Raw genomic sequence first — 22,283 nt, 5'->3', positions numbered from 1 at the left:
CGGCACGTTCCCGCCGCGTCCGGGTGGTGCGCCGTACGCGACAATAGTCGACGTGGAGTGGGTGCTGCTGGCGATCTCGGTCGCGCTGATGCTCACCTGTGGCGTCTTCGGCGCCAGCGAGTACTCCCTCGTGACCGTCGACCGGGCCGCCGTCGAGCGCGCCGCCTCCGACGGCGACCGGCCGGCCCAGGGCGTGCTCGCCGCGCTGCGCACGCTGTCCACCCAGCTCTCCGGCGCCCAGGTCGGCGTCACCGTGACCAACCTCGTCATCGGCTTCCTGGCCGAGCCCGCGATCGCCGCGCTGGTCGAGACGCCGCTCACCGCCGTCGGCGTGCCCGAGGGGGCGGTGCCGTCGGTCTCGGTGGCCATCGGGCTGGTGCTGGCGACCCTGGCCACCATGCTCGTCGGCGAGCTGGTGCCGAAGAAGGTCGCGCTCGCCGCTCCCCTGGGCACCGCCCGCGTCACCCAGCGGTTCCAGCGGACCTTCACCAGCGTCGTACGCCTGCCGATCCGGGTGCTCAACGGCTCGGCGAACGCCGTGGTCCGCGCCCTGGGGATCGAGCCGCAGGAGGAGCTCCGGTCCGCCCGGTCGTCCTCCGAGCTGGCCTCGCTCGCCACCCGTTCCGCGTCGGAGGGCAAGCTCGACTCCGAGACCGCCGAGCTCGTGCAGCGCTCGGTCGCGTTCGGGCCCCGTACCGCAGGCGAGATCATGACGCCGCGCGTGCGGATGGCGACCGTGGAGGTGACCGACCCGGTCTCGGAGGTGCTCGAGCTGTCCAGCAGCACGGGGTTCTCGAAGTTCCCGGTGGTCAAGGGCTCCTCGGACTCGGTGGTCGGCTCGGTGCACGTCAAGCAGGCCGTGGCCGTCCCCCGCTCGGCGCGCGACGCGACCGAGGTGCGCGAGGTGATGGTCGCGGCGACGGTGGTGCCGGAGTCCCTGCGGCTCGACCCGCTGCTCCGGCTGCTGCGCGGCGAGGGCTTCCAGATGGCCGTGGTCTCCGACGAGTACGGCGGCACCGCCGGCGTCGTGACGCTGGAGGACGTGGTCGAGGAGATCGTCGGCGACATCGCCGACGAGCACGACCGCTACGGCTCCAGGCTGCGGATGCGGCCCGACGGCAGCTGGATCCTCTCCGGGCTGCTGCGCCCCGACGAGGTGCGCGACGCGACCGGGGTGGACCTGCCGGAGCACGAGGACTACGACACGGTGGCGGGTCTGCTCGTACGCGAGCTGGGTCGCGTGCCCGAGCGTGGCGACGCCGTCGTGGTCCCGCTCCCGGTGGTCGTCCCCGACGCGGGGCAGGGGGACTCCGACCCCGTCCTCGAGGAGGCGCACCTGCGCGTGGTCCGGATGGACGGCCTGCGCGTCGACCGGATCGCGCTGCGCCGCGTCCCGGTCGAGGTGCCCGAGGAGGACCGCCGATGAGCTCGGGCACCGCACTCCCGGTCGCGCTCCTGCTGCTGCTGGTCAACGCGTTCTTCGTCGCCGGCGAGTTCTCGCTGGTCTCCGCGCGCCGGACGAAGATCGAGCCGCGCGCCGCGGCCGGGTCCGCCGTGGCCCGTACGACGCTGCGCGCGATGGACAACGTGTCCCAGATGATCGCCGCCGTGCAGCTGGGCATCACGGTGGCCTCGCTCGCGCTCGGCGCGATCGCCGAGCCCGCGGTGTCCCACGTCGTCGAGCCGGCCTTCGAGGCGCTGTCGGTGCCGGAGGCGGTCCTGCACCCGGTCTCGTTCGCGCTGGCGATGGTGGTCGTGACGTACCTGCACGTCGTGCTGGGCGAGATGGTCCCGAAGAACATCGCGCTGGCCGGGCCCGAGCGTGCCGCGATGGTGCTCGGGCCGCCGATGGTCGCGATCGTCACCGTCCTGAAGCCGGTGGTGGTCGCGCTGGACGCCGTCGCGGACGCCATGGTGCGGCTGCTGCGGCTCGAGCCGGCCAGTGCGGTCGCGACCACCTTCACCAAGGAGGAGGTCGAGGCGCTCGTCGACGAGTCACGCGAGGAGGGCCTGCTCGCCGAGGGCGAGTACGAGCGCCTCTCCGGCGCCCTCGGGTTCACCACCCGCCCGGTCTCCTCGGTCCTGCTGCCGCTCGCGAGCCTCGAGACCGTGCCCCTGCACTCGCGGGTCGGCGACGTCGAGGCGCGGTGCGCGGAGACCGGCTACTCCCGCTTCCCCGTCACCGATGACGACGGCGGGCTGATCGGCTACCTGCACGTCAAGGACGTCATCGAGCCCGACCCGCGCGGCCGTGCGCGGCCGGTCGAGGACCGCTGGGTACGCCCCTTCGCCACGGTGCGCCCGGAGGACACGCTCGCGGAGGCGATGACCACGATCCAGGCCAAGGGCGCGCACCTCGCGCGGGTCGTCGACGAGGCGGGCACGGTCCTCGGGGTGGTCACCCTCGAGGACGTCATCGAGGAGCTGGTCGGCGAGATCCGCGACGCCTCGCACGCTGAGGGCCACTAGGGCGGCAGCCGGGGGTCCCGCGGGTCAGTCGCCCTTGGTCCGGTTAGCGACGATCACCGCGGTCGGCGCCAGCAGGGCTGCGACGACGCTCATCACGACCGCGGCGGGCACCGACCACAGCCGGACCAGGTTCCAGGCCAGCAGGATGAGGACGACGCAGGTGCCCATGATGACCGCGTACTCCTTGCGCCGACGGCTCAGCCCCGGGTCCCGGTCGGGCGTGAAGTCGTGACGGGGCCGACCGGACGGCCGACGCCCGGAGTCAGCCACGGGACTCCCAGAGCCCCCGGACGTACTCCGCCTGCCCGATGTGGCGGGCCATGTCGTCAGCCACGCTGACCAGCCGTACGCCCCGGGTCACCGGCGGGTCCCAGCGCTCGTCGACGACCTCGCCGAGGCCCTCGACGGTCTGCAGGTACGGCACCACCGCCTCCTGCACGGCACGGTGGTAGCCGACGAGGTCGCCGAGGTCGTCGAACCGCACCGCGGCCACCTGGTCCGGGCTGTGGCCGTAGCCGGTGTCGTCCGCGGCGAGCGGGAGTCCCAGCCGCTCGGCCCACCCCTGGGCGGTGTGCACCTGCTCCTGCCCCGCCGCCCCCGCGACGACGTGGTCGTCGAGCACCCGCGTCAGGTGCCAGACCAGCCAGCCGGTCGAGTTCGCGCCGGGTGCGGGAGTCCACGCGGCGGCCTCGGTGTCGAGTCCGCCGAGGACCTCGGGCACCGCGGCCGCCACGCGGGAGTAGGCGTCCAGCAGCAGGTCGTTCGCGTCGCTCATGGACGCTTCGTACCCGCAGGAGCGAGGCTCACTCCACCCCGATGGCGACCTCGGTGGACTTGACGAGGGCGGTGACCTTCGCGCCCTCGGCGAGGCCGAGGTCCTCGACGGCGTCCTTGGTGATCGAGGAGGTGATCTCCGGGCCGTTGTCGAGCTTGATCCGTACGACGGCCATCGCCTCCCCGGTGGTGACGGAGACGACGGTGCCGGGCAGCTGGTTGCGCGTGGAGAGCTTCATGGGTGGACCGTAGGGCGCCCGGGAACCGCTCCGCACCTCCTGCCGCAGCCGCGGTCGGAAGGCCGCCCGGCCGCCGCAGGCTCGGACGACGGAGCTCGGTGTGGGGCGGGCGGGGCTTGAACCCGCGACTGGACGATTATGAGTCGTCTGCTCTGACCGGCTGAGCTACCGCCCCGGGAAGCACGGACGACCCTAGCGAGACTGGTCGGACTTCTTGTGCCGTGCCTTCTTCGGCGGGCCGTCGCCGGTGCGCCGGGGACCGCCAGTCCCGCCCGACGGGCGGCCGCGGTCGGGTCGGATGTCGATCAGGATCCCCGAGATCCGGGTGGTCGACAGCTTCTGCAGCGTCTCGGCGGAGAGCTCGGGGAGCTCGACCAGGGAGAAGTTCGGCCGGATCTCGATCTTGCCGAAGTCGCCACGGCGCAGGCCGCCCTCGTTGGCCAGCGCGCCGACGATCTGCCGCGGCTCGACGCGGTGCCGCTTGCCCACGGCGATCCGCCACGTCGTCCGACGCGGGCCGGACGGACGCTCCTTGCTGCGCGGCGGCTCGGGCTCGTCCTCGGCGAACATCGGCTCGCCGTCCTGGGCCAGGACCGCGATGGCAGCGGCCACGTCCAGCGGGTCCTTGTCGTTGTCGGCGGCGTACGAGCCGATCAGGTCGCGCAGCACCGGCAGCTGGGAGTCGCCCAGCGCGGCGGTGATCGCCTCCGTGAACCGCACGACACGGGTCGCGTTGACGTCGGCGACGCTCGGCTTGGGCATCTCCTCGATCTTCTGCTTCGTGGCCTTCTCGATGGCCCGCAGGAGGTGCTTCTCGCGCGGCGTGACGAAGCTGATCGCGTCGCCCGAGCGGCCCGCCCGACCGGTGCGGCCGATCCGGTGGACGTACGCCTCGGTGTCGGTGGGGATGTCGAAGTTGATGACGTGGCTGACTCGCTCGACGTCCAGTCCGCGGGCCGCGACGTCGGTGGCGACCAGCACGTCGAGCGCACCCGAGCGCAGCGCCTCGACCGTGCGCTCGCGCTGCTGCTGGACGATGTCGCCGTTGATGGCGGCAGCGGAGAACCCCCGCGCCCGCAGCTTCTCGGCGACCTCCTCGGTGGCCTGCTTGGTGCGGACGAACACGATCGCGGCGTCGAAGGACTCGACCTCGAGGATCCGGGTCAGCGCGTCGACCTTCTGCGGCCACGGCGCGAAGAGGTAGCGCTGGGTGACGTTCGCGGCGGTACGGCTCCCGCCCTGGACGGTCACCTGCTCCGCGCCCGGGGCGTGCCGCTCGGCGATCCGCCGGATCGCGGCCGGCATCGTGGCGGAGAACAGCGCGACCTGCTTGTTCTCGGGGGTGTCGGCGAGGATGGTCTCGACGTCCTCGGCGAAGCCCATGTTGAGCATCTCGTCGGCCTCGTCCAGGACGACGTGGCGCAGACCGGAGAGGTCGAGGGTCCCCTTCTCCAGGTGGTCCATGACGCGGCCCGGCGTGCCGACGACGACGTGGACGCCACGGCGCAGCGCGGAGAGCTGGACGCCGTACCCCTGGCCGCCGTAGACGGGCAGGACACGCAGGTCGGGGAGGTGGGCGGCGTACGACCCGAACGCCTCGGAGACCTGCAGCGCGAGCTCGCGCGTCGGCGCGAGCACGAGCACCTGCGGTCCCGAGCCGGCGGGGACCGAGAGGTCGATGTGGGACAGGATCGGCAGCGCGAACGCCGCCGTCTTGCCGGTGCCGGTCTGCGCCAGCCCGACGACGTGCCTGCCCTCGAGGAGCAGGGGGATCGCCTGCGCCTGGATCGGCGACGGGGTCTCGTAGCCGACGTCGGCCAGCGCCCTCATCACCGGCTCCGAGAGGCCGAGGTCGGCGAAGGCTGGCTGCTGCTGGTCCTGCTCACTCACCGCTGAAGCCTAGGCCGCCTGGAGCCTGCCGCCGAATCCTGCGTCGCTCAGGTCCAGCCGAAGTGGCCCAGGACCGCAGTGATGTCGCGGTCGAGAGCGGCTCGTTCCTCGCTCCCCAGCGGAGCGACCTCGCTGTAGGCGGCCAGGAACCGCGTCCGTGCGCCGACCTCGGTCGGACGCCATGCGTGGTACCTCGTCCCGAGCAGCACCGCTGCCTGCGCGAGATCGGCGGTCCTGCTGCGATAGCAGACGTCGTCGAAGTCGAGGACGCACGTGATGCCCGGACCTCGGGCGTACAGGACGTTGGCCGACCGGAAGTCGCCGTGCACCAGCTGCTCGCCGGGCAGGTGCTGATCGGCACCGACCCCCAGGGGGTACGCCGTCAGCGCGACGTGCAGCTCGGCCAGGGCACGTCCGGCGGCGACCACCTGCTCGGGATCGCCGACGTCGAGCAGGTCACCGCCGACCATCGGCGCGAGGCCGACCGAGATGCCCTCCCTCTCGGCCCGCCTGGGGTCACCGTGCCGCGCCGCGACGGGCAGCCCCTCGGCCCCGAGCCAGGAGACCAGCGAGTCGATCTCGCGCAGACGCGCTAAGCGCGAGGGGTCCGCGCAGCACTTGGCGACGTAGCGACGTCCGTCGACGGTGATGACGGCCAGCAGGTTCGAGGCGCTGAGCACCAGGCGGTCGCACTGCTCCACCTGCCCGATCCCGGCCGTCCGCAGCGTCTCCCGCAGCCACCCCACAGCCTCGCCGACGCCTGCGAAGCCGAACCGGTCGGCGAGTGCGGCCAACGGCTCGTCCCGCTCCCAGAGCATCGAGATCGTGGGATCGCCGGCCATCGAGGTCAGTCAAGCACCGGGCGACCACGGTGACGTCTCGGCGCCGCGAGGAGCCGCGGCGGCCCCGGGTACGAACCGGTCGACCGCCCTGGTGTCCCGCTCGGGGTGTCCAATGGGCCCGTGACCACCACCGAGCCACGTGCCACGACCACCAGCGGTCCCGTCCGCGGGGTGCAGGAGGGCGGCGTCGCGGTCTTCCGCGGCATCCCCTACGCCGCTCCCCCGTTCGGCGACCTCCGCTTCGAGGCACCCGCCCCGCACGAGCCGTGGACCGAGGAGCGCGACTGCTCGGCCTACGGCGCGACCGTGCCCAAGGGTCCCTTCCGCACGGAGGTCTCCTCGCTGCTGGTCGAGCCGCAGATCGCCGGGTCGGAATGTCTCAACCTGAACGTCTGGACCCCGGACCCGTCGACCGAGGGGCTCCCGGTGCTGGTCTGGATCCACGGCGGCGCGTTCGTCAACGGCAGCGGCGCCGTGCCGACGTACGCCGGCGGGGCGTTCGCGCGCGACGGCGTCGTCACCGTGACCCTCAACTACCGGCTGGGTGTGGACGGCTTCGCGCACCTGCCCGACCGCCCCGACAACCGGGGCCTGCTCGACCAGGTCGCCGCGCTGCGCTGGGTGCACGACAACATCGCCGCGTTCGGCGGTGACCCCGGTCGCGTCACCATCGCCGGCGAGTCGGCCGGTGCCATGAGCGTGACGACGCTGACCGCGATGCCGGCGGCCCGAGGTCTGTTCCAGCGCGTCATCGCCGAGAGCGGCGCCGGGCACCACGTGCTCACCCCACAGACCGCCTCGCTCGTCACGGCCGCCCTGGCCGAGCGGCTCGGGGTCGAGCCGACCGGCGAGGCCATCGCCACCGTCCCCGTCGAGGACCTCGTCAGCACCCAGCTCGCGCTGACGGCCGCGATCAGCGGCGACCAGGACCGCGCGCGGTGGCGGGAGATCTCCGCGAACGGCATGCCGTTCGAGCCGGTGGTCGACGGCGTGAGCGTGACGGGCCGCCCGTACGACGTGGTCGCGGCCGGCGACGGCGCTCCGGTGGACCTGCTGATCGGGAGCAACGACACCGAGCACACGCTCTTCCTCTACCCGCTCGCGCCCGTGGTCGACGAGCCGCTCGCGCGGATGATGCTCGGGGCGTACGGCGCTCCCGACGACGCCTACGAGATCCTCGCCGCCGACGCCGCGACCCCCTACGACGTCGTGGTCGCCGGGCTGACCGACTGGTTCTTCCGGGTGCCGGCGGTGCGGCTGGCCGAGACCCGCCTGGCCCAGGGCAGGGACACCTTCGTCTACCAGTTCGGCTGGCGCACGCCGGTCCTCGACGGCGTGCTCGGCGCGACCCACGCCCTGGAGATCGGCTTCGCCTTCGACAACCTCGCCGACCCCGAGGGCCAGTGGATGACCGGGCCGGACGCCCCGCAGGCGCTCGCCGACGACATGCACGCCGCCTGGGTCCGCTTCGTGACCGACGGCGACCCCGGCTGGCCGGCGTACGGCGAGATGCGGCACACCCGGCGCTTCGGCGGCCCCGGGGACGGCACCGTGCTTGACGACCCCGACCCGCAACGTCGGCTGCTCTGGCCCGAGCGCTGAACGCACGGACGGGTCCGGCCGGAGGCCGGACCCGTCAGCTGCTGCTCCCCCGGTTGGACTCGAACCAACAACCCTCCGATTAACAGTCGAATGCTCTGCCAATTGAGCTACAGGGGATCGCGTGGAGCGGAGTCAGCGTAGCAACGAGCGCGGACCTGGGACGAATCGAGGCCGGCTCACGCTCCGATCTCGGCGCGCCCCTCGGCGAGCCCCCGGGAGGCCAGGTCGCGGACCAGTGGATCGGCGGGGTCCAGGCCGGCGTCGTAGTCGACGTACCACGTCACCTCGCCGTCCACGCCCGACCCGGCGGGCGCGCGCCGCGCGATGACGTGCAGGCCCAGCGGGCCGGACACGCTCACCCGGCGCTGCAGGAGCAAGGACGCCGAGACCCGCTCACGCAGCAGCTCCAGCAGCCGGCCGGGGTCGTCGAGGCCGAACCGGTGGACGGGGCGGGTGCGTGCGTACTCGCCCACCTCCGAGACGGTCAGCTGAGCATCGTCGAGGTCCCACGCGGCATCGTGCACCTGCTCCCACACGATTCTGTGCACCTCGCCCTCGGCAGGGAGCACGACGAAGGCGCGGCGGGTGCCGAGGAGCCAGCCCCCGGGCTCCGGAGACACGAACGGCTCCGCGGCGAGCACTCGCTCTCCGGGTCCGAGGTCCGCCCGGGCGAGCACGTCGCGGCCCGGGCCGGTGCGGCGCGCGGCCAGCGTCGGGCGCCTCACTCGCCCACGCTCTTCTCGCGCAGCTCGCGCCGGCGCTGCTCGAGGGCGACCAGCTCGCCGAACATCTTGTTGTAGTCACTCGCCTGCTCGACCGGGTTCGTGCGCTGCAGCCGCGACTTCAGGTCGGCGATGCGTCGCTGGGCGGTGAGCTCCTGCAGGCGGTAGACGTGCATGGCGGCGTACGACGCACTCGGCGCCTGGTGGCTGCTGATCGGCTCGACGGCGAGCTCGCTGACCAGCGAGCGCACCACCGGGTCCTCGGTGGCGCCGGCCAGGTCAGCCGCCCACTGGCCGGTCGCCGCGACCGGCCCGCCGCGCCGACCGACGCACTCCCAGACCGCCCGGTAGGCCGGGTGCGTGAAATCGGTGCCGTCCACGTCCCGGGTGGCCGACACCGTCAGGTCGGGGTGCTGCACGACGAGCTTGAGGGTCTCGCGCTCCATGGCCAGACGGGGGTCGCGCCGCTCCGGGAGGGGTACGCCGGCCTCCGCCGGCGCCGCCGCCACGGGTCGCGCGGGCGCCTCGTTCCGACCGCCACGTGAGGACGCGCGTCGTACCTCGCGGCGCGCCTCGTCCGGGTCGATGCCGAGCATCCCCGCCAGCTCGCGGGCGAAGGCGTCGATCTTCGACCGGTCCCGGATCGAGGTGACCAGCTTCGCGGCGGCGCGCAGCGCGTCGATCCGGCCGTCCGCGCGGTCGAGGTCGTACCTCTTGACGACGTTGCCGAGGACGAACCGGTACAGCGGCACCCTCCGGGCGACGAGCTCGCGCACCTCGGCCTCGCCCTTCTGCTGGCGCACGTCACAGGGGTCCAGCCCGTCCGGCTCCACCGCGACGTACGTCTGGGAGACGAACTGCTGGTCGCCCTCGAAGGCCTTCATCGCCGCCCGCTGCCCCGCCTCGTCGCCGTCGAAGGTGAAGATCACCTCGCCGCGGAACTCCTCGTGGTCGTGCAGCAGCCGACGGACCACCCGGGCGTGGTCGTCGCCGAACGCGGTCCCGCAGGTGGCGACGGCCGTGGTGACGCCGGCCAGGTGGCAGGCCATCACGTCGGTGTAGCCCTCGACGACCACGCACTGCGAGGCCCGGGCGATGTCCTTGCGCGCCAGGTCGATGCCGTAGAGGACGTGGGACTTCTTGTAGATCGGCGTCTCGGAGGTGTTGAGGTACTTCGCCTCGATCCGGTCGTCGTCGAAGATCCGCCGCGCGCCGAAGCCGATGGTGTCGCCGCCGGCCTCCCGGATCGGCCACATCAGCCGGCCGCGGAAGCGGTCGTACGGGCCGCGCCCGGAGCTGCCGACCAGCCCGGAGGTGACCAGCTCCTCGTCGGTGAACCCGCGGTCGCGCAGGTGGCGGTAGAGCTCCTCCCCACCGCGCGGGGAGAACCCGACGCCGAAGTGCTCGGCGGCCGCCTGGTCGAAGCCGCGCCCGCCGAGGAACTGCCGTGCCGCGAGGGCGTCAGGCCCGCGCAGCCGCTCGGCGTAGTACTCCTGCGCGACGCGGTGCGCCTCGACCAGCCGGCCGCGCTGCGGGCCCGACGGGCTTGCCGGGCCGCCCTCCTCGTACCGCAGCTGGACGCCGGTCTTCTCCGCCAGCCGCTCGACGGTCTCGGTGAAGGAGATCTTGTCGATCTCCATGAGGAAGCTGATCACGTCGCCGCCCACCTGGCAGCCGAAGCAGTGGTAGAAGCCGCGGCTGGGGTTGACGTTGAAGCTCGGGCTCTTCTCGTCGTGGAATGGGCACAGGCCCTTGAACGAGCCGCCGCCGGCGGGGCGCAGCGTCACGTAGTCGGAGACGATGTCGTCGATGCGCGCCTTCTCGCGCACCTCGGCGATGTCCTCCTCACGGATGCGCCCTGCCACGTCGCGGAGTCTACGGTCCGGCCGGGCAGTCCCGGCCGCCGTCCACAGCCGGGCGACGCCCGTGCGGGCGGAGTAGGCAGCGAGGACGGAGTATGCCCTTCCGCCGGCTCACGTTATGGTCGAAATCCCGATCTCCGCACCACGTCTGCACGGCACCAGGAGGCCTTCGATGACCACCGACCTCACGGGCAAGGACCCCCGCTCCCAGGACCAGCCGCTCGACCCGACCGCGCCGCTCCACACGCACGAGCAGATGGAGCTGGCGGAGTCGCGGACGGCGCACAACTACCACCCCCTGCCGGTCGTCGTCGCCCACGCCGAGGGCGCCTGGATGACCGACGTCGACGGCCGCGCGTTCCTCGACATGCTGGCCGGCTACTCCGCGCTCAACTTCGGCCACGGCCACCCCGCGCTGCTGCAGGCCGCCCACGAGCAGCTGGACAAGGTCACCCTGACCAGCCGCGCGTTCGTGCACGACCAGTTCGGCGCCTTCTGCTCCGAGCTCGGCGACCTCACCGGCAAGGACATGGTGCTGCCGATGAACTCCGGCGCCGAGGCGGTCGAGACCGCCCTCAAGGTCGCGCGGAAGTGGGGCTACGAGGTCAAGGGCGTACCCGACGACACCGCCGAGATCGTCGTGATGAGCGGCAACTTCCACGGGCGTACCTCCACCATCGTCGGCTTCTCCGACGACGCCGCGGCGCGCAACGGCTTCGGCCCGTTCGCCCCCGGCTTCGTCACGGTGGAGTACGGCGACCTCGACGCGCTGCGGGCGGCGATCACCGACCGCACCGTCGCCGTGCTCCTCGAGCCGATCCAGGGCGAGGGCGGCGTGCTGATCCCGCCGGACGGCTACCTCCGCGGCGTCCGCGAGATCTGCGACGCCCACCAGGTGCTGATGGTCGCCGACGAGATCCAGGCCGGCCTCGGTCGTACGGGCAGGACGTTCGCCTGCGACCACGAGGACGTCGTGCCGGACGTCTACATCCTCGGCAAGGCGCTCGGCGGCGGCATCGTGCCGGTCTCGGCGGTCGCCGCGGACAAGAACGTGCTCGGCGTGCTGCGCCCCGGCCAGCACGGCAGCACCTTCGGCGGCAACCCGCTGGCCTGCGCGGTCGGCCGCGAGGTCGTCTCGATGCTCGCGACCGGCGACTTCCAGCAGCGCGCCACCGCGCTCGGCGAGATCATGCGCGACCGGCTGGAGAAGCTGATCGGCAACGGGGTCCTCGCCGTGCGCGTGCGCGGGCTGTGGGCCGGCATCGACATCGACCCGAAGGTCGGCTCGGGCCGCGACGTGTGCGAGGCACTGATGGCGCGCCGGGTCCTGGCCAAGGACACCCACGGCTCCACCATCCGCCTCGCACCCCCGCTGGTGATCTCCGAGGAGGACCTGCTCTGGGGGCTGGACCAGCTCGCCGAAGTCGTCGCCGGCGCCTGACCTGACCGCGAGACGTCGCGTGTACGCGACGCCTCGCCGACCGGTACTCCGAGACGTCGCGTGTACGCGACGTCTCGCGGTCAGTAGGGGCCGTTCATCACGTTGGCCAGCTCCTCGCCGGCGGCGTACCGGGTGAGCTGCGCAGCGACCATGCGGTACGCGCGCGGCCACATCGCGTCGGTCGTACCCCCGACGTGCGGGCTGAGCAGCAGCCCCGGAGCGCCCCACAACGGGTGGTCCTCGGGCATCGGCTCGGTGTCGACGACGTCGAGCGCCGCGGTGATCCGCTCGCGGCGCAGCTCGGCGAGCAGCGCGTCGCTGTCCACGATCGACCCGCGCGCGACGTTCACCAGCAGGGCGCCGTCCTTCATCGAGGCGAGGAACGCGGCGTCGACCATCCCGACGGTCTGCTCGGTGGCCGGCACGACGAGGATCACCACGTCGACCTCGGGGAGCAGCGCCGGGATCTCCTCGAACCCGTGCACCCCCTCGCGGGCGGTGCGCGCCACCCGCACGACCTCGGTCTCGAAGGGCACCAGCCGGCGCTCGATGGCCTCGCCGATCGAGCCGTAGCCGAGGATCATCACCCGGCGGTCGGCCAGCGCCGGCTGCATCCGCTGGCGCCACACCCGGTGCTCGGCCTCGCGGACGTAGTCGGGGATCCCGCGCAGCGACGCGATCGCGAGGCCCACCGCGAGCTCGGCCGTGGAGGCGTCGTGGACGCCGCGGGCGTTGCACAGGGTGACGTGCGCGGGGACGTGCGGCCGGACGTGCTCGACCCCCGCGGACAGCGTCTGGACCACCTCGAGGTTCGGCATCGCCTCGATCATCTGCTGGTCGTGCACCTGGTTGGAGAAGCCGTACGGCATGACCCAGAACCGGACGTCGGCGGCACTCTGCGGGGCACCGCCCTCGTCGACCCGCCAGTCGATCCCGGGCTTCTGCGTCTCCACGCGCAGCCCGTCGAAGGTCGTCTCCCCCAGGCGCTCGGCACCGAACGGCACCCACACCAGCCTGTCCTCGCTCACGTCTCCACCTCTCACTCCTCGACCAGTCCCAGCTGGTCCATGATCGCCTCCACGTGGTGGTCGAAGAGCTGCCGGGGGGCCGCGAGGTCGGGACCGTACTGCCCGAAGACCTCGAAGCCGACCGCGCCGAACACCGACGACCACGCCAACATCATCCGGGCGACCAGGGTCGTGGGCAGGGCGCTCCCGAGCTCGGCGGCGACGCGGTCGAGGTCCGAGCGCAGTGCCCGGGGCAGCGGTGCGACCAGGGCAGGAGCCGCGAGCGCGCCCGCCTCGTACGCCTCCACGCACAGGCGTCCGTAGAGCAGCGGCACGCGGGTCCCGGGGCCGGTGGTCTGCTCGGCCGGCGCGACGTACCCCGGGACGGGGCTGCCGAACAGCAGGGCGTACCGCGCCGGCTCCGCGACCGCCCACGCCCGCACCGCCCGCGACACCGCGCGGAACCGCCCGCGGTGGTCGCCGGAGCGCGGCCGCGTCGCCGCCTTCTCGGCCGCCTCGCCGAGCTCGTCGTACGCGTCGACGACCAGGAGGGTCAGCAGGTCGTCGCGGCTGCGGACGTAGCGGTAGACCGCCGAGGAGACGACACCGAGGTCGCGGGCCAGGGACCGGACCGAGAGGTCGGCGGCGCCGACGCGGACGAGCTGCTCGCGACCGAGACGGGTGATGTCGGCCAGCGTCTGCTCACGGGCACGTTCACGAGGGGTCGGCACCGGCCCATCGTCGCGCGCGGCCGAGACCATCGTCAACATCTGCGACTATCAGTCATTGTTGTGAGCAGTGCTCTTGCAATGAGAGCGAGAGCAGTGCACTCTCTTTCCTGAGGGGTCGCAGCGTGCGGCCCACGGACGAGAGGCGTGACGATGGGCGAGATCCAGGTGGTGACCGGCGCGGGACCGGTCGGGTGGACCGTGGCCGAGCGGCTGGCGGACGAGGGGCGCCGCGTACGGGTGCTGACGCGCTCGGGCAGCGGCCCCGAGCGGGACGGCGTGGAGCGGCTCCGCGTCGACGTCTCGGACCCGGTCGCGCTCGCCGACGCGGTACGCGGGGCGGGCGCGGTCTTCCACTGCGTCCACGGGTCGGCGTACGCGGCGTCGGTCTGGCGCGCGGAGCTGCCGCGGGCCGAGGCAGCGGTGCTGGAGGCGGCCGGCCGTGAGGGCGCGGCGGTGGTGTTCCCGGAGTCGCTCTACTCGTACACCGACACGACGCGGCCGATGACCGAGGACGACCCGCGCACGCGCAGCACCGGCAAGGGAGCCGTACGACGCGACCTGCTCGCGGCCCGCGCCGCCTCGCCCACCCCGACCGTCAGCGTGGTGGCCTCGGACTTCGTCGGTCCCCGGGTGCGGACCAGCCACATGGGCGACCGCGTCGTCCCTGCTGTGCTCACGGGCCGGAAGGTCCGGGTGCTCGGCTCGCTGGACCAGCCGCACTCCTGGACCCACGTCCCGGACCTGGCCCGCGCCATGGTCGTGGCCGCACGCCGCGAGGACCTCTGGAACACCGTGCTGCACGCGCCGACCGACGCGCCGCGCACCCAGCGCGAGATGGTCCACGGCTTCGCCGCGGCCGCCGGCACCCAGGTGCCCGAGCCGGGCGTGGTCCCGGCCTGGCTGGTCCGCAGCGGCGGTCTGGTCAGCCGTGAGCTGAGGGAGCTGGCCGAGATGCTCTACCAGTTCGACGCGCCGTTCGTGATGGACTCCGCGGCCAGCCAGGACCGGCTCGGCTTCGGCCCCACCCCGGTCGAGGAGGTCTGGGCGCAGGCCGTCGCCTGGTGGCGCGAGGAGTCCGTCAGCGCCGGGTGAGGCGGGCGTGCAGGCCCACGGCGGAGGCGTCGGTCAGCGAGGCGATCTGGTCCAGCACCACCCGGGTACGAGCCGCGTCGTCGCGAGCCAGGCCGAGGTCGTCGGCGAACTGCCGGTCCGGGAGCCGGCCACCGCCGGCGACCAGCCCGTCGTAGAGCTCCTCGAGCAGCTCGGCCTGTCGGGCCATGTCCCGCACCCGGTCCTCCGCCTGCATCACGTAGTGCGCGGCGACGCCCTTCAGCACGGCGATGTCCACCAGGGTGTCCTCGGGCACGACCAGGTCGGCGTCGTGACGCACCAGCGGCCGCGGACCGTGCCGCTCGGTCGTCGCCCGGTGCACCGCCCCGCAGAAGATCCCGATCGCGTCGGAGGTGAGGTTCTTCAGACGGGCGAGCGCCGCGCGGCTGCCGTCGTACGGCTCGCGACTCGCGGCCGTCCACGCGGCCACCGCGCCCAGCCTCTCGTACGACGCCTCCAGCTCGTCGTCGCCCGTGGTGGGGAGGTACCACGCACGCACGGTCCCCCACACCGCCGCCCGCTCGACCGGGTCGGCCAGCCGACCGAGGTCGATGCGCCCTGCGACGACCCCGTCCTCCAGGTCGTGCACGGAGTACGCGACGTCGTCGGCCACGTCCATCACCTGCGCCTCGACGCAGCGTCGGGTGGGATCGAGGTTCTCGAAGCCCTCGATGCCCTCGATCCCCTCGCGCAGCCACACGAAGACCGGCCGGTCGTCGGGGTAGACGCCGAACTTCGCCCCGGGCCCAGCACCCTCCGGCCGCTCCCAGGGGTACTTCGTGCACGCGTCGAGGGTCGCGCGGGTCAGGTTCAGGCCCACCGAGGCGCCGTCGGCGTCGACCGACTTCGCCTCGAGCCGGGTGAGGATCCGCAGCGTCTGCGCGTTGCCCTCGAAGCCGCCCGCCACCTCGCCGAGCCGGTCCAGCACCCGCTCGCCGTTGTGGCCGAACGGCGGGTGCCCGAGGTCGTGCGCGAGCGCCGCGGTCTCGGCGACGTCGGGGTGGCAGCCCAGCGGGTGGGCCAGGTCGCGGGCGATCTGCGCGACCTCGAGGCTGTGGGTGAGCCGGTTGCGTACGAAGTCGTCGCTCGACGGCCCGACCACCTGGGTCTTCGCCGCGAGCCGGCGCAGCGACGCCGAGTGCACGACGCGGGCACGGTCGCGCTCGAAGGCGGTGCGTACGGGCGCGTCGACGCGCTTGGTCGGCTCGGCCACCAGGCGGGCGCGCGCGTGCTCGTCGTACCGGTCCTCGAGGGTCATGGCAGCACCACCGTCCGGGCTCCCGCCAGCCGCGGGCCGGGACGGCCGACGATGCAGACCAGCATCGTCGTCATCAGGGCCACGAGGTACGCCGGGAAAGCCCAGCTCGCCAGGTCCCACCGGTCCAGGGTCAGCAACGTGATCACGCCGTTGGCGAGACCGAGCGCGAAGGTGGTGGCGATCTCGGTCTCGGGGTACGACCACGCCTTCCGGATCGTCGGTATCCCGGCGAGCAGGTCCGCGAGCACCGCGGCGACCACGGCGTACTCGGGGTCGGGGACCGTCAGCCACACCACGAGCGCGACCAGGGACGCCGCCCCGCAGACGAGGTCGAAACGGGTGATCCGCCAGTACGAGCGGGTGCTGACCAGGCTGGAGACGAAGATGATCGCGGGCCCGACCCCGATCGAGAGGGTCAGCACCGACGGCCAGCCGACGCCGTCGTCGAGCTGCGCGACGAAGCCGATCAGCGGAGCCAGCGCCCACAGGAACCAGGTCACCCGGTTCGGCCTGGTCCGCCCGCGCACCGTCGCCAGCGCGTAGCGGGAGCTGCCGATCAGCGTCAGCGCAGCACCGAGCAGCACGAAGCGGGGGTCCAGCACGTGGGCCAGCCTGTCACTCCCCTGCGGCGGACATCGCCAGGGTGGCCAGGGTGGTGAGCTGCTTGCGCATCATCACCAGGTCGCCCCAGGCGAGGAGTGCGTCGACCGGTCGGGGGTGGCGCGGGTGGCGCACGACACCGAGCAGCCGGCTGCCGGCCGGGGCGGGCCGCACGGCGTACCCCAGCACGACGTCCGCCATCACGCCGCCCGGGCGTCCTCGGATCGTGAGGTCGCGGCCGGGCACCAGGCCCGCCACCTCGAAGACGGGGTGGATCCGCTGGCCCACCGCCAGCGGGCCCAGGCCCGGTGTCAGGGTGCGTGGGCTGCGGCGGCCGAGATTGTCGAGCAGGTCGTAGGAGTACGGCGCGACCCGCAGCTGGCCCAGCCACGTCCACAGCCGCTCGGGCGGCGCAGCGCAGTCGACGCCGCGCAGCAGCCGCGCCCAGCCCTCCCCGGCGAGCTCGTCGCCGGGCAGGCGCGAGCCGGCCTCCTCGGCGCTCACGCCCCACGTGGCCGGCAGGCTCACAGCCAGCCGTTGCCGTCCGCGGTCAGCACCGCCTCCGCCCGGTTGGTCGCCCCGGTCTTCCCGATCGCCGCGGACAGGTGGTTGCGGACGGTGCCCTCGGAGAGGAAGAGCCGGGCCGCGATCGCCGCCGCGGACGACCCGTCGCGCGCGGCCTGCAGCACCTCCGTCTCACGCACGGTCAGCGGGCTCTCGCCGGCGACGAGGCTGTCGGTCGCGAGACCGGGGTCGACGACCCGCAGGCCGGCGTGGACACGGCGTACGGCGTCGGCCAGCTGTGAGGCCGGGGTGTCCTTGACGACGAACCCCGAGGCACCGGCCTGCAGCGCCCGGCGCAGGTAGCCGGGCCGTCCGAAGGTGGTGACGATCAGGACGCGTACGTCGGCGGCGGCCGCCCGCACCTGCGCGGTCGCGGCGATGCCGTCCAGGCCGGGCATCTCGACGTCGAGCAGCGCGACGTCGGGCCGGTGCTCGAGCACGGCGGGCACGACGGCGTCGCCCGACGCCACCTCGGCCACGACCTCGAGGTCGCGCTCCAGGTCGAGCAGTGCCGCGAGCGCACCGCGGACCAGCGCCTGGTCGTCGGCCAGCAGCAGCCGGATGCTCACGGCGTCCCCACCAGCACCTGCAGCGTGTGGCCCTTCGGCTCACCGGGTCGGCAGACGACGGTCGCGCCCAGCGCGGAGGCGCGCTCGCGCAGCCCGAGCAGCCCGTTGCCGTCGCCCGCGGTCTCCCCGGCGAGCCCCCGTCCGTCGTCGCGCACCTCTGCGCTCGTCGGGCTGAGCCGGACCACGCAGCGCCGCGCGCCGGAGTGTCGTACGACGTTGGTGACGCCCTCGCGCACCGTCCAGGCGAACAGCTCGCGCAGGTCGCCGGGGATCTCGTCGGTCGAGTTCGGCAGGTCCGCCTCGATCTCGGCCGCGCGCAGCGCCGCCCGCGCCCGGGTGAGCTCGCCGGGCAGGGTGAGCTCGCGGTAGCCCTCCACCGCACGGCGTACGTCGCCCAGCGCCTCGCGCGCGAGTCGCTCCAGGTCCTCCAGCTCCGCCCGCGCACGCGGCGGGTCGGCGTCGACCAGCCGCCCGGCCAGCTCGGCCTTGACCCGGATGACGGTCAGGGAGTGCCCGAGGATGTCGTGCAGGTCGCGGGCGAACCGGTTGCGCTCGTCGGCGACGGCGAGGCGCTGGTTCTGGTCGTCGGCCAGCCGCAGCCGGACGTTGCCGGCGATCATGTGCTGGACGCCGTACACCGCGACGGACGCGGCCAGCATCGCGAGCAGCAGCGAGGTGTCGCGCTCCCAGCCGGGCACGAGGATGCCGGCGGCGTACGTCACGGCGAGCGTGAGCGCGACCAGCCACCACCGCAGCGCGTGGTCGAGGATCATCACGCTGAGCACGCACAGGTAGACAGCGCTCGCGGTGCCGGACTGGCCGAGGAGCGCGCACTGCGCGACCGCCAGCGCGACGAGCAGCGCGAAGACCGCCAGCCCCTGCCTCGTCGGCAGCGCGAACGTCCCGGCGTGCATCCGGCGGCGCTGGTAGCCGAAGGTGCCGACGTACACCACGGCGAACGCGACGACCAGCACCATGCCGACCCAGCCGGTCCAGCGGTCGCGCTCTTGCCACCCCGTGGCCAGCGGCTGCAGCAGGAACAGCGTCCAGATCGAGATCCAGAACAGGCCGACGCGGCCGGGGGCGGTGTCCGGCCCCCAGCCGCGCGACGGTCTCAGGTCCACGAAGGCCACGGTAGTGCTCGCCGCTCCCTCAGACCCTCGCCGTGTCCTTGCTCATCCGCCAGGCGGCACCGCCGATGAAGACGGCCAGCCAGCCCACGGCGTTGACGACGGCGTACCAGGGCAGCTCGTGGGTGAGCGGAGCGCGGGCGACCTCGGCGACGCCGTACATCGGGGTCCAGTACGCGATCTGGCGGACCACGTCGGCGTACTCGCTGAGCGGGATGAACAGGCCGCCGAGGAAGGCCAGCAGCGCGAGCCCCGGGCCGAGGATCTGCATGACGTTCTCCCCGGGGACGAGGTAGCCGATGAAGACGCCCAGCGCCGCGAACGTCATCGTGCAGATCAGCGTCAGCACACCGCACTCGATCCAGGTGCTCAGCGGCATCTCCGCCTTGCCCTGCAGCGCCCCGACGACGTTGACGATCGCGACCGCCAGTGCGGCCATCACCAGGGCGACCAGCGCCTTGATGACGATGTACGCGACCGGCCTCAGCGGGGTCAACCGCAGCTGGCGCGACCAGCCCAGGGCTCGCTCGGTGGCCACCATCGCGCCACCGGAGGCCGCGATCAGGGCGCCGCCGTACAACGCCATCGAGACGAGGACGTACGCCGAGACGTTGGCGTTCGGGCCGGCCTTCTCCTCGCCTCCGCCGCCGGAGCCGAAGACGAAGAACAGCGCCGTCGGGAAGACGAGCGCGAAGAAGATGGTGCGCCGGTTGCGCAGCATCCGCTTCAGCTCGATGCCGAGGACGCCGGCGCTGAACCCGCCCAGTGCGGGGACGCGGCGCGTGGTGGGGTCGATCGTGGTCGCCGTGCTCATCGCCGGTCTCCTTCGCTGAGGTGCTGCTCGTCGTGGTGGGGGTCGCCGGTCAGGCTGAGGAAGGCCTCCTCGAGGCCCTTGGACTCGATCTCCAGGTCGCGCGCGTCGGTGCGGGTCAGCAGGTAGCGCGCCACCGCGTCGGAGTCCTTGGTGTGGACGTAGAGCTGCTCGCCACGGACGTCGACGCCGTCCACCCCGCCGAGGGAGCGGATCGCCTCGATGTGCGCGGTGGTGTCGGGGCTCGCGAGCCGCGCTCGTACGGTGCGGCCCGAGGCGAGTCCGCGGATCTCGGCGCCCGAGCCGTCGGCGACGACCCGGCCGCCGGCGACCAGGACGATGCGGTCGGCGTACTGGTCGGCCTCCTCGAGGTAGTGCGTCGCGAACAGCACGGTGCGACCCTGGCTCGCGTCGGCGCGGATGGAGCTCCAGAAGCTGCGGCGCCCCTCGACGTCCATGCCCGTGGTCGGCTCGTCGAGCAGCAGCAGAGCAGGGTCGGAGAGCAGCGCCATCGCGAAGCGCAGCCGCTGCTGCTCACCGCCCGAGCACTTGCCCACCTTGCGGTCGGCGATGTCGGTGATGCCGGCGCTGTCGAGCACCTCGTCCACGGGCTTCGTGTCGGCGAAGAGCAGCGCCGTGTAGGCGACGGTCTCGCGGACCGTGAGGTCCTTGAGGAGCCCACCGGTCTGCATCACGGCCGCCACCAGGCCACGAGCGATCGCGGCTCGCGGGGTCATGCCGAAGGTGGTCACCGTGCCGGACGTGGGCCGCGACAGCCCGAGGATCATGTCGATCGTGGTCGTCTTGCCGGCGCCGTTGGGGCCGAGGAAGGCGACCACCTCGCCGGGACGCAGCGTCAGGTCGATGCCTCGTACGGCCTCGACGCGACCGAAGGACTTGCGCACGCCGTCGAGGCGCACCGCGGCGTCGGTGGTCGGTCCCGCCGCGTGGTGGGGCTCTGTCGTCATCATGGTGCTCAGCCTGCTGCCGGTCGGGCGTCCGCACCTCGCTCGTCCCTCACGACGTCTCCATGACGACTGTCACGACCGCAGAGGCGTCACGTACGCGCACCGCCTCGCGATCAGCGAGTCGGGTGGCCGGCCTCGCCGAGCGCGCGCTTGACCTCGCCGATGCTCACGGTGCCGAAGTGGAAGACCGTCGCGGCGAGGACCGCGTCGGCACCGGCATCGACGGCGGGCGAAAAGTGCTCAGCAGCACCGGCGCCGCCGGAGGCGATGACGGGTACGTCCACGGCGGCACGCACCTGCCGCAGCAGCTCCAGGTCGAAGCCGTCGGTCGTGCCGTCGGCGTCCATCGCGTTGAGCAGGATCTCCCCCGCTCCCAGCTCGACGGCCTTCGCGGCCCAGGCGACGGCGTCCAGGCCGGCGCTCTGCCGGCCGCCGTGCGTGGTGACCTCGAAGCCGGAGTCGGTGCCCGGCGCCCTGCGGGCGTCGACGGAGAGGACCAGCACCTGGTTGCCGAACCGGTCCGCGATCTCGGCCACCAGCTCCGGGCGTCGGATCGCGGCGGTGTTGACCGCCACCTTGTCCGCGCCGGCACGGAGGAGCCGGTCGACGTCACCGGTGCTCCCGACCCCACCGCCCACGGTCAGCGGGATGAACACCTGCTCCGCGGTGGCGGAGACGATCTCCATCGTCGTCGCGCGCCCCTCGTGGGAGGCGGAGATGTCGAGGAAGGTGAGCTCGTCCGCGCCCTCGTCGTCGTACTTCTTGGCGAGCTCGACGGGGTCGCCCGCATCGCGGAGGTTCTCGAAGTTGACCCCCTTGACCACCCGCCCGGCGTCGACGTCGAGGCAGGGGATGACGCGGACGGCGAGGCTCATGCGGGCCTCGTCAGCGCGAGCGCGTCCTCGAGGGTGAAGCGCCCCTCGTAGAGCGCCGTGCCGACGATCGCGCCCTCGACCCCGAGGTCGATCAGCCCCGCGAGCGCCTCGAGGTCGGCCAGCTCGGTGATCCCGCCCGAGGCGACGACCGGCCGATCGGTGGCGGCGCAGACGTCGCGCAGCAGGTCGAGGTTCGGCCCCTGGAGCATCCCGTCCTTGTTGACGTCGGTGACGACGTAGCGGGCACAGCCCTCGGCGTCGAGGCGGGCGAGGACGTCGTACAGGTCGCCGCCGTCGCGGGTCCAGCCGCGCGCCGCGAGCGTCCGTCCTCGTACGTCCAGGCCGATCGCGACCCGGTCACCGTGCTCGGCGATCACGCCCGCGCACCACTCCGGCTGCTCGAGGGCCGCGGTGCCGATGTTGACGCGACGGCAGCCCGTGGCGAGCGCCGAGGCCAGCGACTCGTCGTCGCGGATGCCGCCGCTCATCTCCACGTCGATGTCGAGGGCACCGACGATCTCGGCCTGCAGCGCGGCGTTGCTGCCCCGGCCGAAGGCGGCGTCGAGGTCGACCAGGTGCAGCCACTCCGCACCCGCGTCCTGCCACCGGCGGGCGGCCGCGACGGGGTCGCCGTACACCCTCTCGGAGCCGGCGGCACCCTGCGCGAGCTGGACCGCGCGGCCCTCGGTGATGTCGACGGCGGGCAGCAGCTGGAGGTACGACGGCACGCGCGGAAGCCTAGTTGTCGGACCTGCACCGTCGAGTGGTGCCCTGTGCAGGGTCGAGTGGGCAGAACCGCAGGTCGCGTACGGCACAACC

At 73.1% G+C, this 22,283-nt stretch carries 23 protein-coding genes and 2 tRNA genes; 5 read left to right on the top strand and 20 right to left on the bottom strand.

The window, feature by feature from the left end; translation table 11 throughout:
* The first annotated feature begins 52 nt into the window (after positions 1-52).
* Together IEX42_RS17795 and IEX42_RS17790 are read left to right on the top strand one after the other, a co-directional pair.
* Complete coding sequence (locus IEX42_RS17795) at positions 53-1,426, top strand: hemolysin family protein (protein WP_229661033.1); 1,374 nt, start codon at positions 53-55, stop codon at positions 1,424-1,426.
* Positions 1,423-2,469, top strand: a complete 1,047-nt coding sequence (locus IEX42_RS17790; protein ID WP_188781411.1) for a hemolysin family protein — start codon at positions 1,423-1,425, stop codon at positions 2,467-2,469. Before IEX42_RS17795 ends, IEX42_RS17790 begins: the two co-directional genes overlap by 4 nt.
* A gap of 24 nt (positions 2,470-2,493) precedes the next feature.
* Here IEX42_RS17790 and IEX42_RS18230 read toward each other — a convergent pair whose 3' ends face one another.
* The 6 genes from IEX42_RS18230 to IEX42_RS17760 all read right to left on the bottom strand — a co-directional run bounded on the left by IEX42_RS18230 (position 2,494) and on the right by IEX42_RS17760 (position 6,214).
* The gene (locus IEX42_RS18230) at positions 2,494-2,739 is read right to left on the bottom strand and encodes a DUF3099 domain-containing protein (protein WP_229661032.1); all 246 of its coding nucleotides are present in this window, start codon (positions 2,737-2,739) and stop codon (positions 2,494-2,496) included.
* Positions 2,732-3,244, bottom strand: coding sequence for a mycothiol transferase (locus IEX42_RS17780; protein ID WP_188781410.1), 513 nt, complete (start codon positions 3,242-3,244; stop codon positions 2,732-2,734). The genes IEX42_RS18230 and IEX42_RS17780 overlap by 8 nt, the downstream gene beginning before the upstream one ends.
* A gap of 28 nt (positions 3,245-3,272) precedes the next feature.
* Positions 3,273-3,482 (bottom strand): TOBE domain-containing protein, encoded by a 210-nt coding sequence (locus IEX42_RS17775; protein WP_188781409.1) that lies wholly within the window; start codon positions 3,480-3,482, stop codon positions 3,273-3,275.
* A gap of 101 nt (positions 3,483-3,583) precedes the next feature.
* Positions 3,584-3,657: transfer RNA gene (locus tag IEX42_RS17770), tRNA-Ile, on the bottom strand.
* Between the two features lie 17 nt (positions 3,658-3,674).
* Entirely contained in the window at positions 3,675-5,372 is a 1,698-nt protein-coding gene (locus tag IEX42_RS17765) for a DEAD/DEAH box helicase (RefSeq protein WP_229661031.1), read from the bottom strand.
* Positions 5,373-5,419: 47 nt separating this feature from the next.
* A complete protein-coding gene (locus IEX42_RS17760) occupies positions 5,420-6,214 on the bottom strand; it encodes a phosphotransferase enzyme family protein (protein ID WP_188781408.1) in 795 nt (264 codons plus the stop codon).
* Positions 6,215-6,334: 120 nt separating this feature from the next.
* Between IEX42_RS17760 and IEX42_RS17755 the strand changes: the two genes are divergently transcribed.
* Positions 6,335-7,816: a carboxylesterase/lipase family protein gene (locus tag IEX42_RS17755; RefSeq protein ID WP_188781407.1), complete on the top strand. Its 1,482-nt coding sequence runs from the start codon at positions 6,335-6,337 to the stop codon at positions 7,814-7,816.
* A gap of 44 nt (positions 7,817-7,860) precedes the next feature.
* Here IEX42_RS17755 and IEX42_RS17750 read toward each other — a convergent pair.
* The 3 genes from IEX42_RS17750 to dnaG form a co-directional block, all read right to left on the bottom strand.
* Positions 7,861-7,933, bottom strand: a tRNA-Asn gene (locus IEX42_RS17750).
* A gap of 59 nt (positions 7,934-7,992) precedes the next feature.
* Positions 7,993-8,541 carry a hypothetical protein gene (locus IEX42_RS17745; RefSeq protein ID WP_188781406.1) on the bottom strand — a complete coding sequence of 183 codons (549 nt, stop codon included), beginning with the start codon at positions 8,539-8,541 and terminating at the stop codon, positions 7,993-7,995.
* Positions 8,538-10,403 (bottom strand): DNA primase, encoded by a 1,866-nt coding sequence (dnaG, locus tag IEX42_RS17740; RefSeq protein WP_188781405.1) that lies wholly within the window; start codon positions 10,401-10,403, stop codon positions 8,538-8,540. Before dnaG ends, IEX42_RS17745 begins: the two co-directional genes overlap by 4 nt.
* A gap of 253 nt (positions 10,404-10,656) precedes the next feature.
* On the opposite strand from dnaG, the gene rocD reads away from it, so the two are divergent.
* Entirely contained in the window at positions 10,657-11,841 is a 1,185-nt protein-coding gene (gene rocD, locus IEX42_RS17735) for an ornithine--oxo-acid transaminase (RefSeq protein WP_188781457.1), read from the top strand.
* Positions 11,842-11,921: 80 nt separating this feature from the next.
* Here the strand turns inward: rocD and IEX42_RS17730 are convergent, their stop codons facing one another.
* Together IEX42_RS17730 and IEX42_RS17725 are read right to left on the bottom strand one after the other, a co-directional pair.
* Complete coding sequence (locus IEX42_RS17730) at positions 11,922-12,869, bottom strand: 2-hydroxyacid dehydrogenase (protein ID WP_229661030.1); 948 nt, start codon at positions 12,867-12,869, stop codon at positions 11,922-11,924.
* An 11-nt stretch (positions 12,870-12,880) separates the two neighbouring features.
* Positions 12,881-13,579 (bottom strand): TetR/AcrR family transcriptional regulator, encoded by a 699-nt coding sequence (locus IEX42_RS17725; protein WP_229661029.1) that lies wholly within the window; start codon positions 13,577-13,579, stop codon positions 12,881-12,883.
* Between the two features lie 150 nt (positions 13,580-13,729).
* Here IEX42_RS17725 and IEX42_RS17720 point away from each other — a divergent pair, with 150 nt between their 5' ends.
* Positions 13,730-14,671, top strand: a complete 942-nt coding sequence (locus IEX42_RS17720; protein WP_188781403.1) for an NAD-dependent epimerase/dehydratase family protein — start codon at positions 13,730-13,732, stop codon at positions 14,669-14,671.
* On the opposite strand, the gene IEX42_RS17715 is transcribed toward IEX42_RS17720, so the two are convergent.
* The 9 genes from IEX42_RS17715 to priA form a co-directional block, all read right to left on the bottom strand.
* A complete protein-coding gene (locus IEX42_RS17715) occupies positions 14,658-15,947 on the bottom strand; it encodes a deoxyguanosinetriphosphate triphosphohydrolase (protein WP_188781402.1) in 1,290 nt (429 codons plus the stop codon). The two genes, IEX42_RS17720 and IEX42_RS17715, sit on opposite strands and share 14 nt — an antisense overlap.
* Positions 15,944-16,549 carry a hypothetical protein gene (locus IEX42_RS17710; protein ID WP_188781401.1) on the bottom strand — a complete coding sequence of 202 codons (606 nt, stop codon included), beginning with the start codon at positions 16,547-16,549 and terminating at the stop codon, positions 15,944-15,946. The genes IEX42_RS17715 and IEX42_RS17710 overlap by 4 nt, the downstream gene beginning before the upstream one ends.
* Before the next feature lie 13 nt (positions 16,550-16,562).
* A complete protein-coding gene (locus IEX42_RS17705; protein ID WP_188781400.1) occupies positions 16,563-17,051 on the bottom strand; it encodes an SRPBCC family protein in 489 nt (162 codons plus the stop codon).
* A 20-nt stretch (positions 17,052-17,071) separates the two neighbouring features.
* Entirely contained in the window at positions 17,072-17,680 is a 609-nt protein-coding gene (locus IEX42_RS17700) for a response regulator transcription factor (RefSeq protein ID WP_188781399.1), read from the bottom strand.
* On the bottom strand, positions 17,677-18,804 hold the full coding sequence (locus tag IEX42_RS17695; protein WP_229661028.1) for a sensor histidine kinase: 1,128 nt from the start codon (positions 18,802-18,804) through the stop codon (positions 17,677-17,679). Before IEX42_RS17695 ends, IEX42_RS17700 begins: the two co-directional genes overlap by 4 nt.
* 28 nt (positions 18,805-18,832) lie before the next feature.
* The gene (locus IEX42_RS17690) at positions 18,833-19,624 is read right to left on the bottom strand and encodes an ABC transporter permease (RefSeq protein ID WP_188781398.1); all 792 of its coding nucleotides are present in this window, start codon (positions 19,622-19,624) and stop codon (positions 18,833-18,835) included.
* Complete coding sequence (locus IEX42_RS17685; RefSeq protein ID WP_188781397.1) at positions 19,621-20,592, bottom strand: ABC transporter ATP-binding protein; 972 nt, start codon at positions 20,590-20,592, stop codon at positions 19,621-19,623. Before IEX42_RS17685 ends, IEX42_RS17690 begins: the two co-directional genes overlap by 4 nt.
* Before the next feature lie 110 nt (positions 20,593-20,702).
* Positions 20,703-21,464, bottom strand: a complete 762-nt coding sequence (hisF, locus tag IEX42_RS17680) for an imidazole glycerol phosphate synthase subunit HisF (protein WP_188781396.1) — start codon at positions 21,462-21,464, stop codon at positions 20,703-20,705.
* Positions 21,461-22,192, bottom strand: a complete 732-nt coding sequence (gene priA / locus IEX42_RS17675) for a bifunctional 1-(5-phosphoribosyl)-5-((5-phosphoribosylamino)methylideneamino)imidazole-4-carboxamide isomerase/phosphoribosylanthranilate isomerase PriA (RefSeq protein ID WP_188781395.1) — start codon at positions 22,190-22,192, stop codon at positions 21,461-21,463. The genes hisF and priA overlap by 4 nt, the downstream gene beginning before the upstream one ends.
* Between the last annotated feature and the right edge of the window lie 91 nt (positions 22,193-22,283).

Origin of the sequence: Marmoricola endophyticus, from assembly GCF_014644415.1 — a bacterium.
In the GTDB taxonomy this organism is placed as follows: domain Bacteria; phylum Actinomycetota; class Actinomycetes; order Propionibacteriales; family Nocardioidaceae; genus Marmoricola; species Marmoricola endophyticus.
Note: the sequence above shows the minus strand (reverse complement) of the source record. Positions and strands in the feature narration are given on the sequence as shown.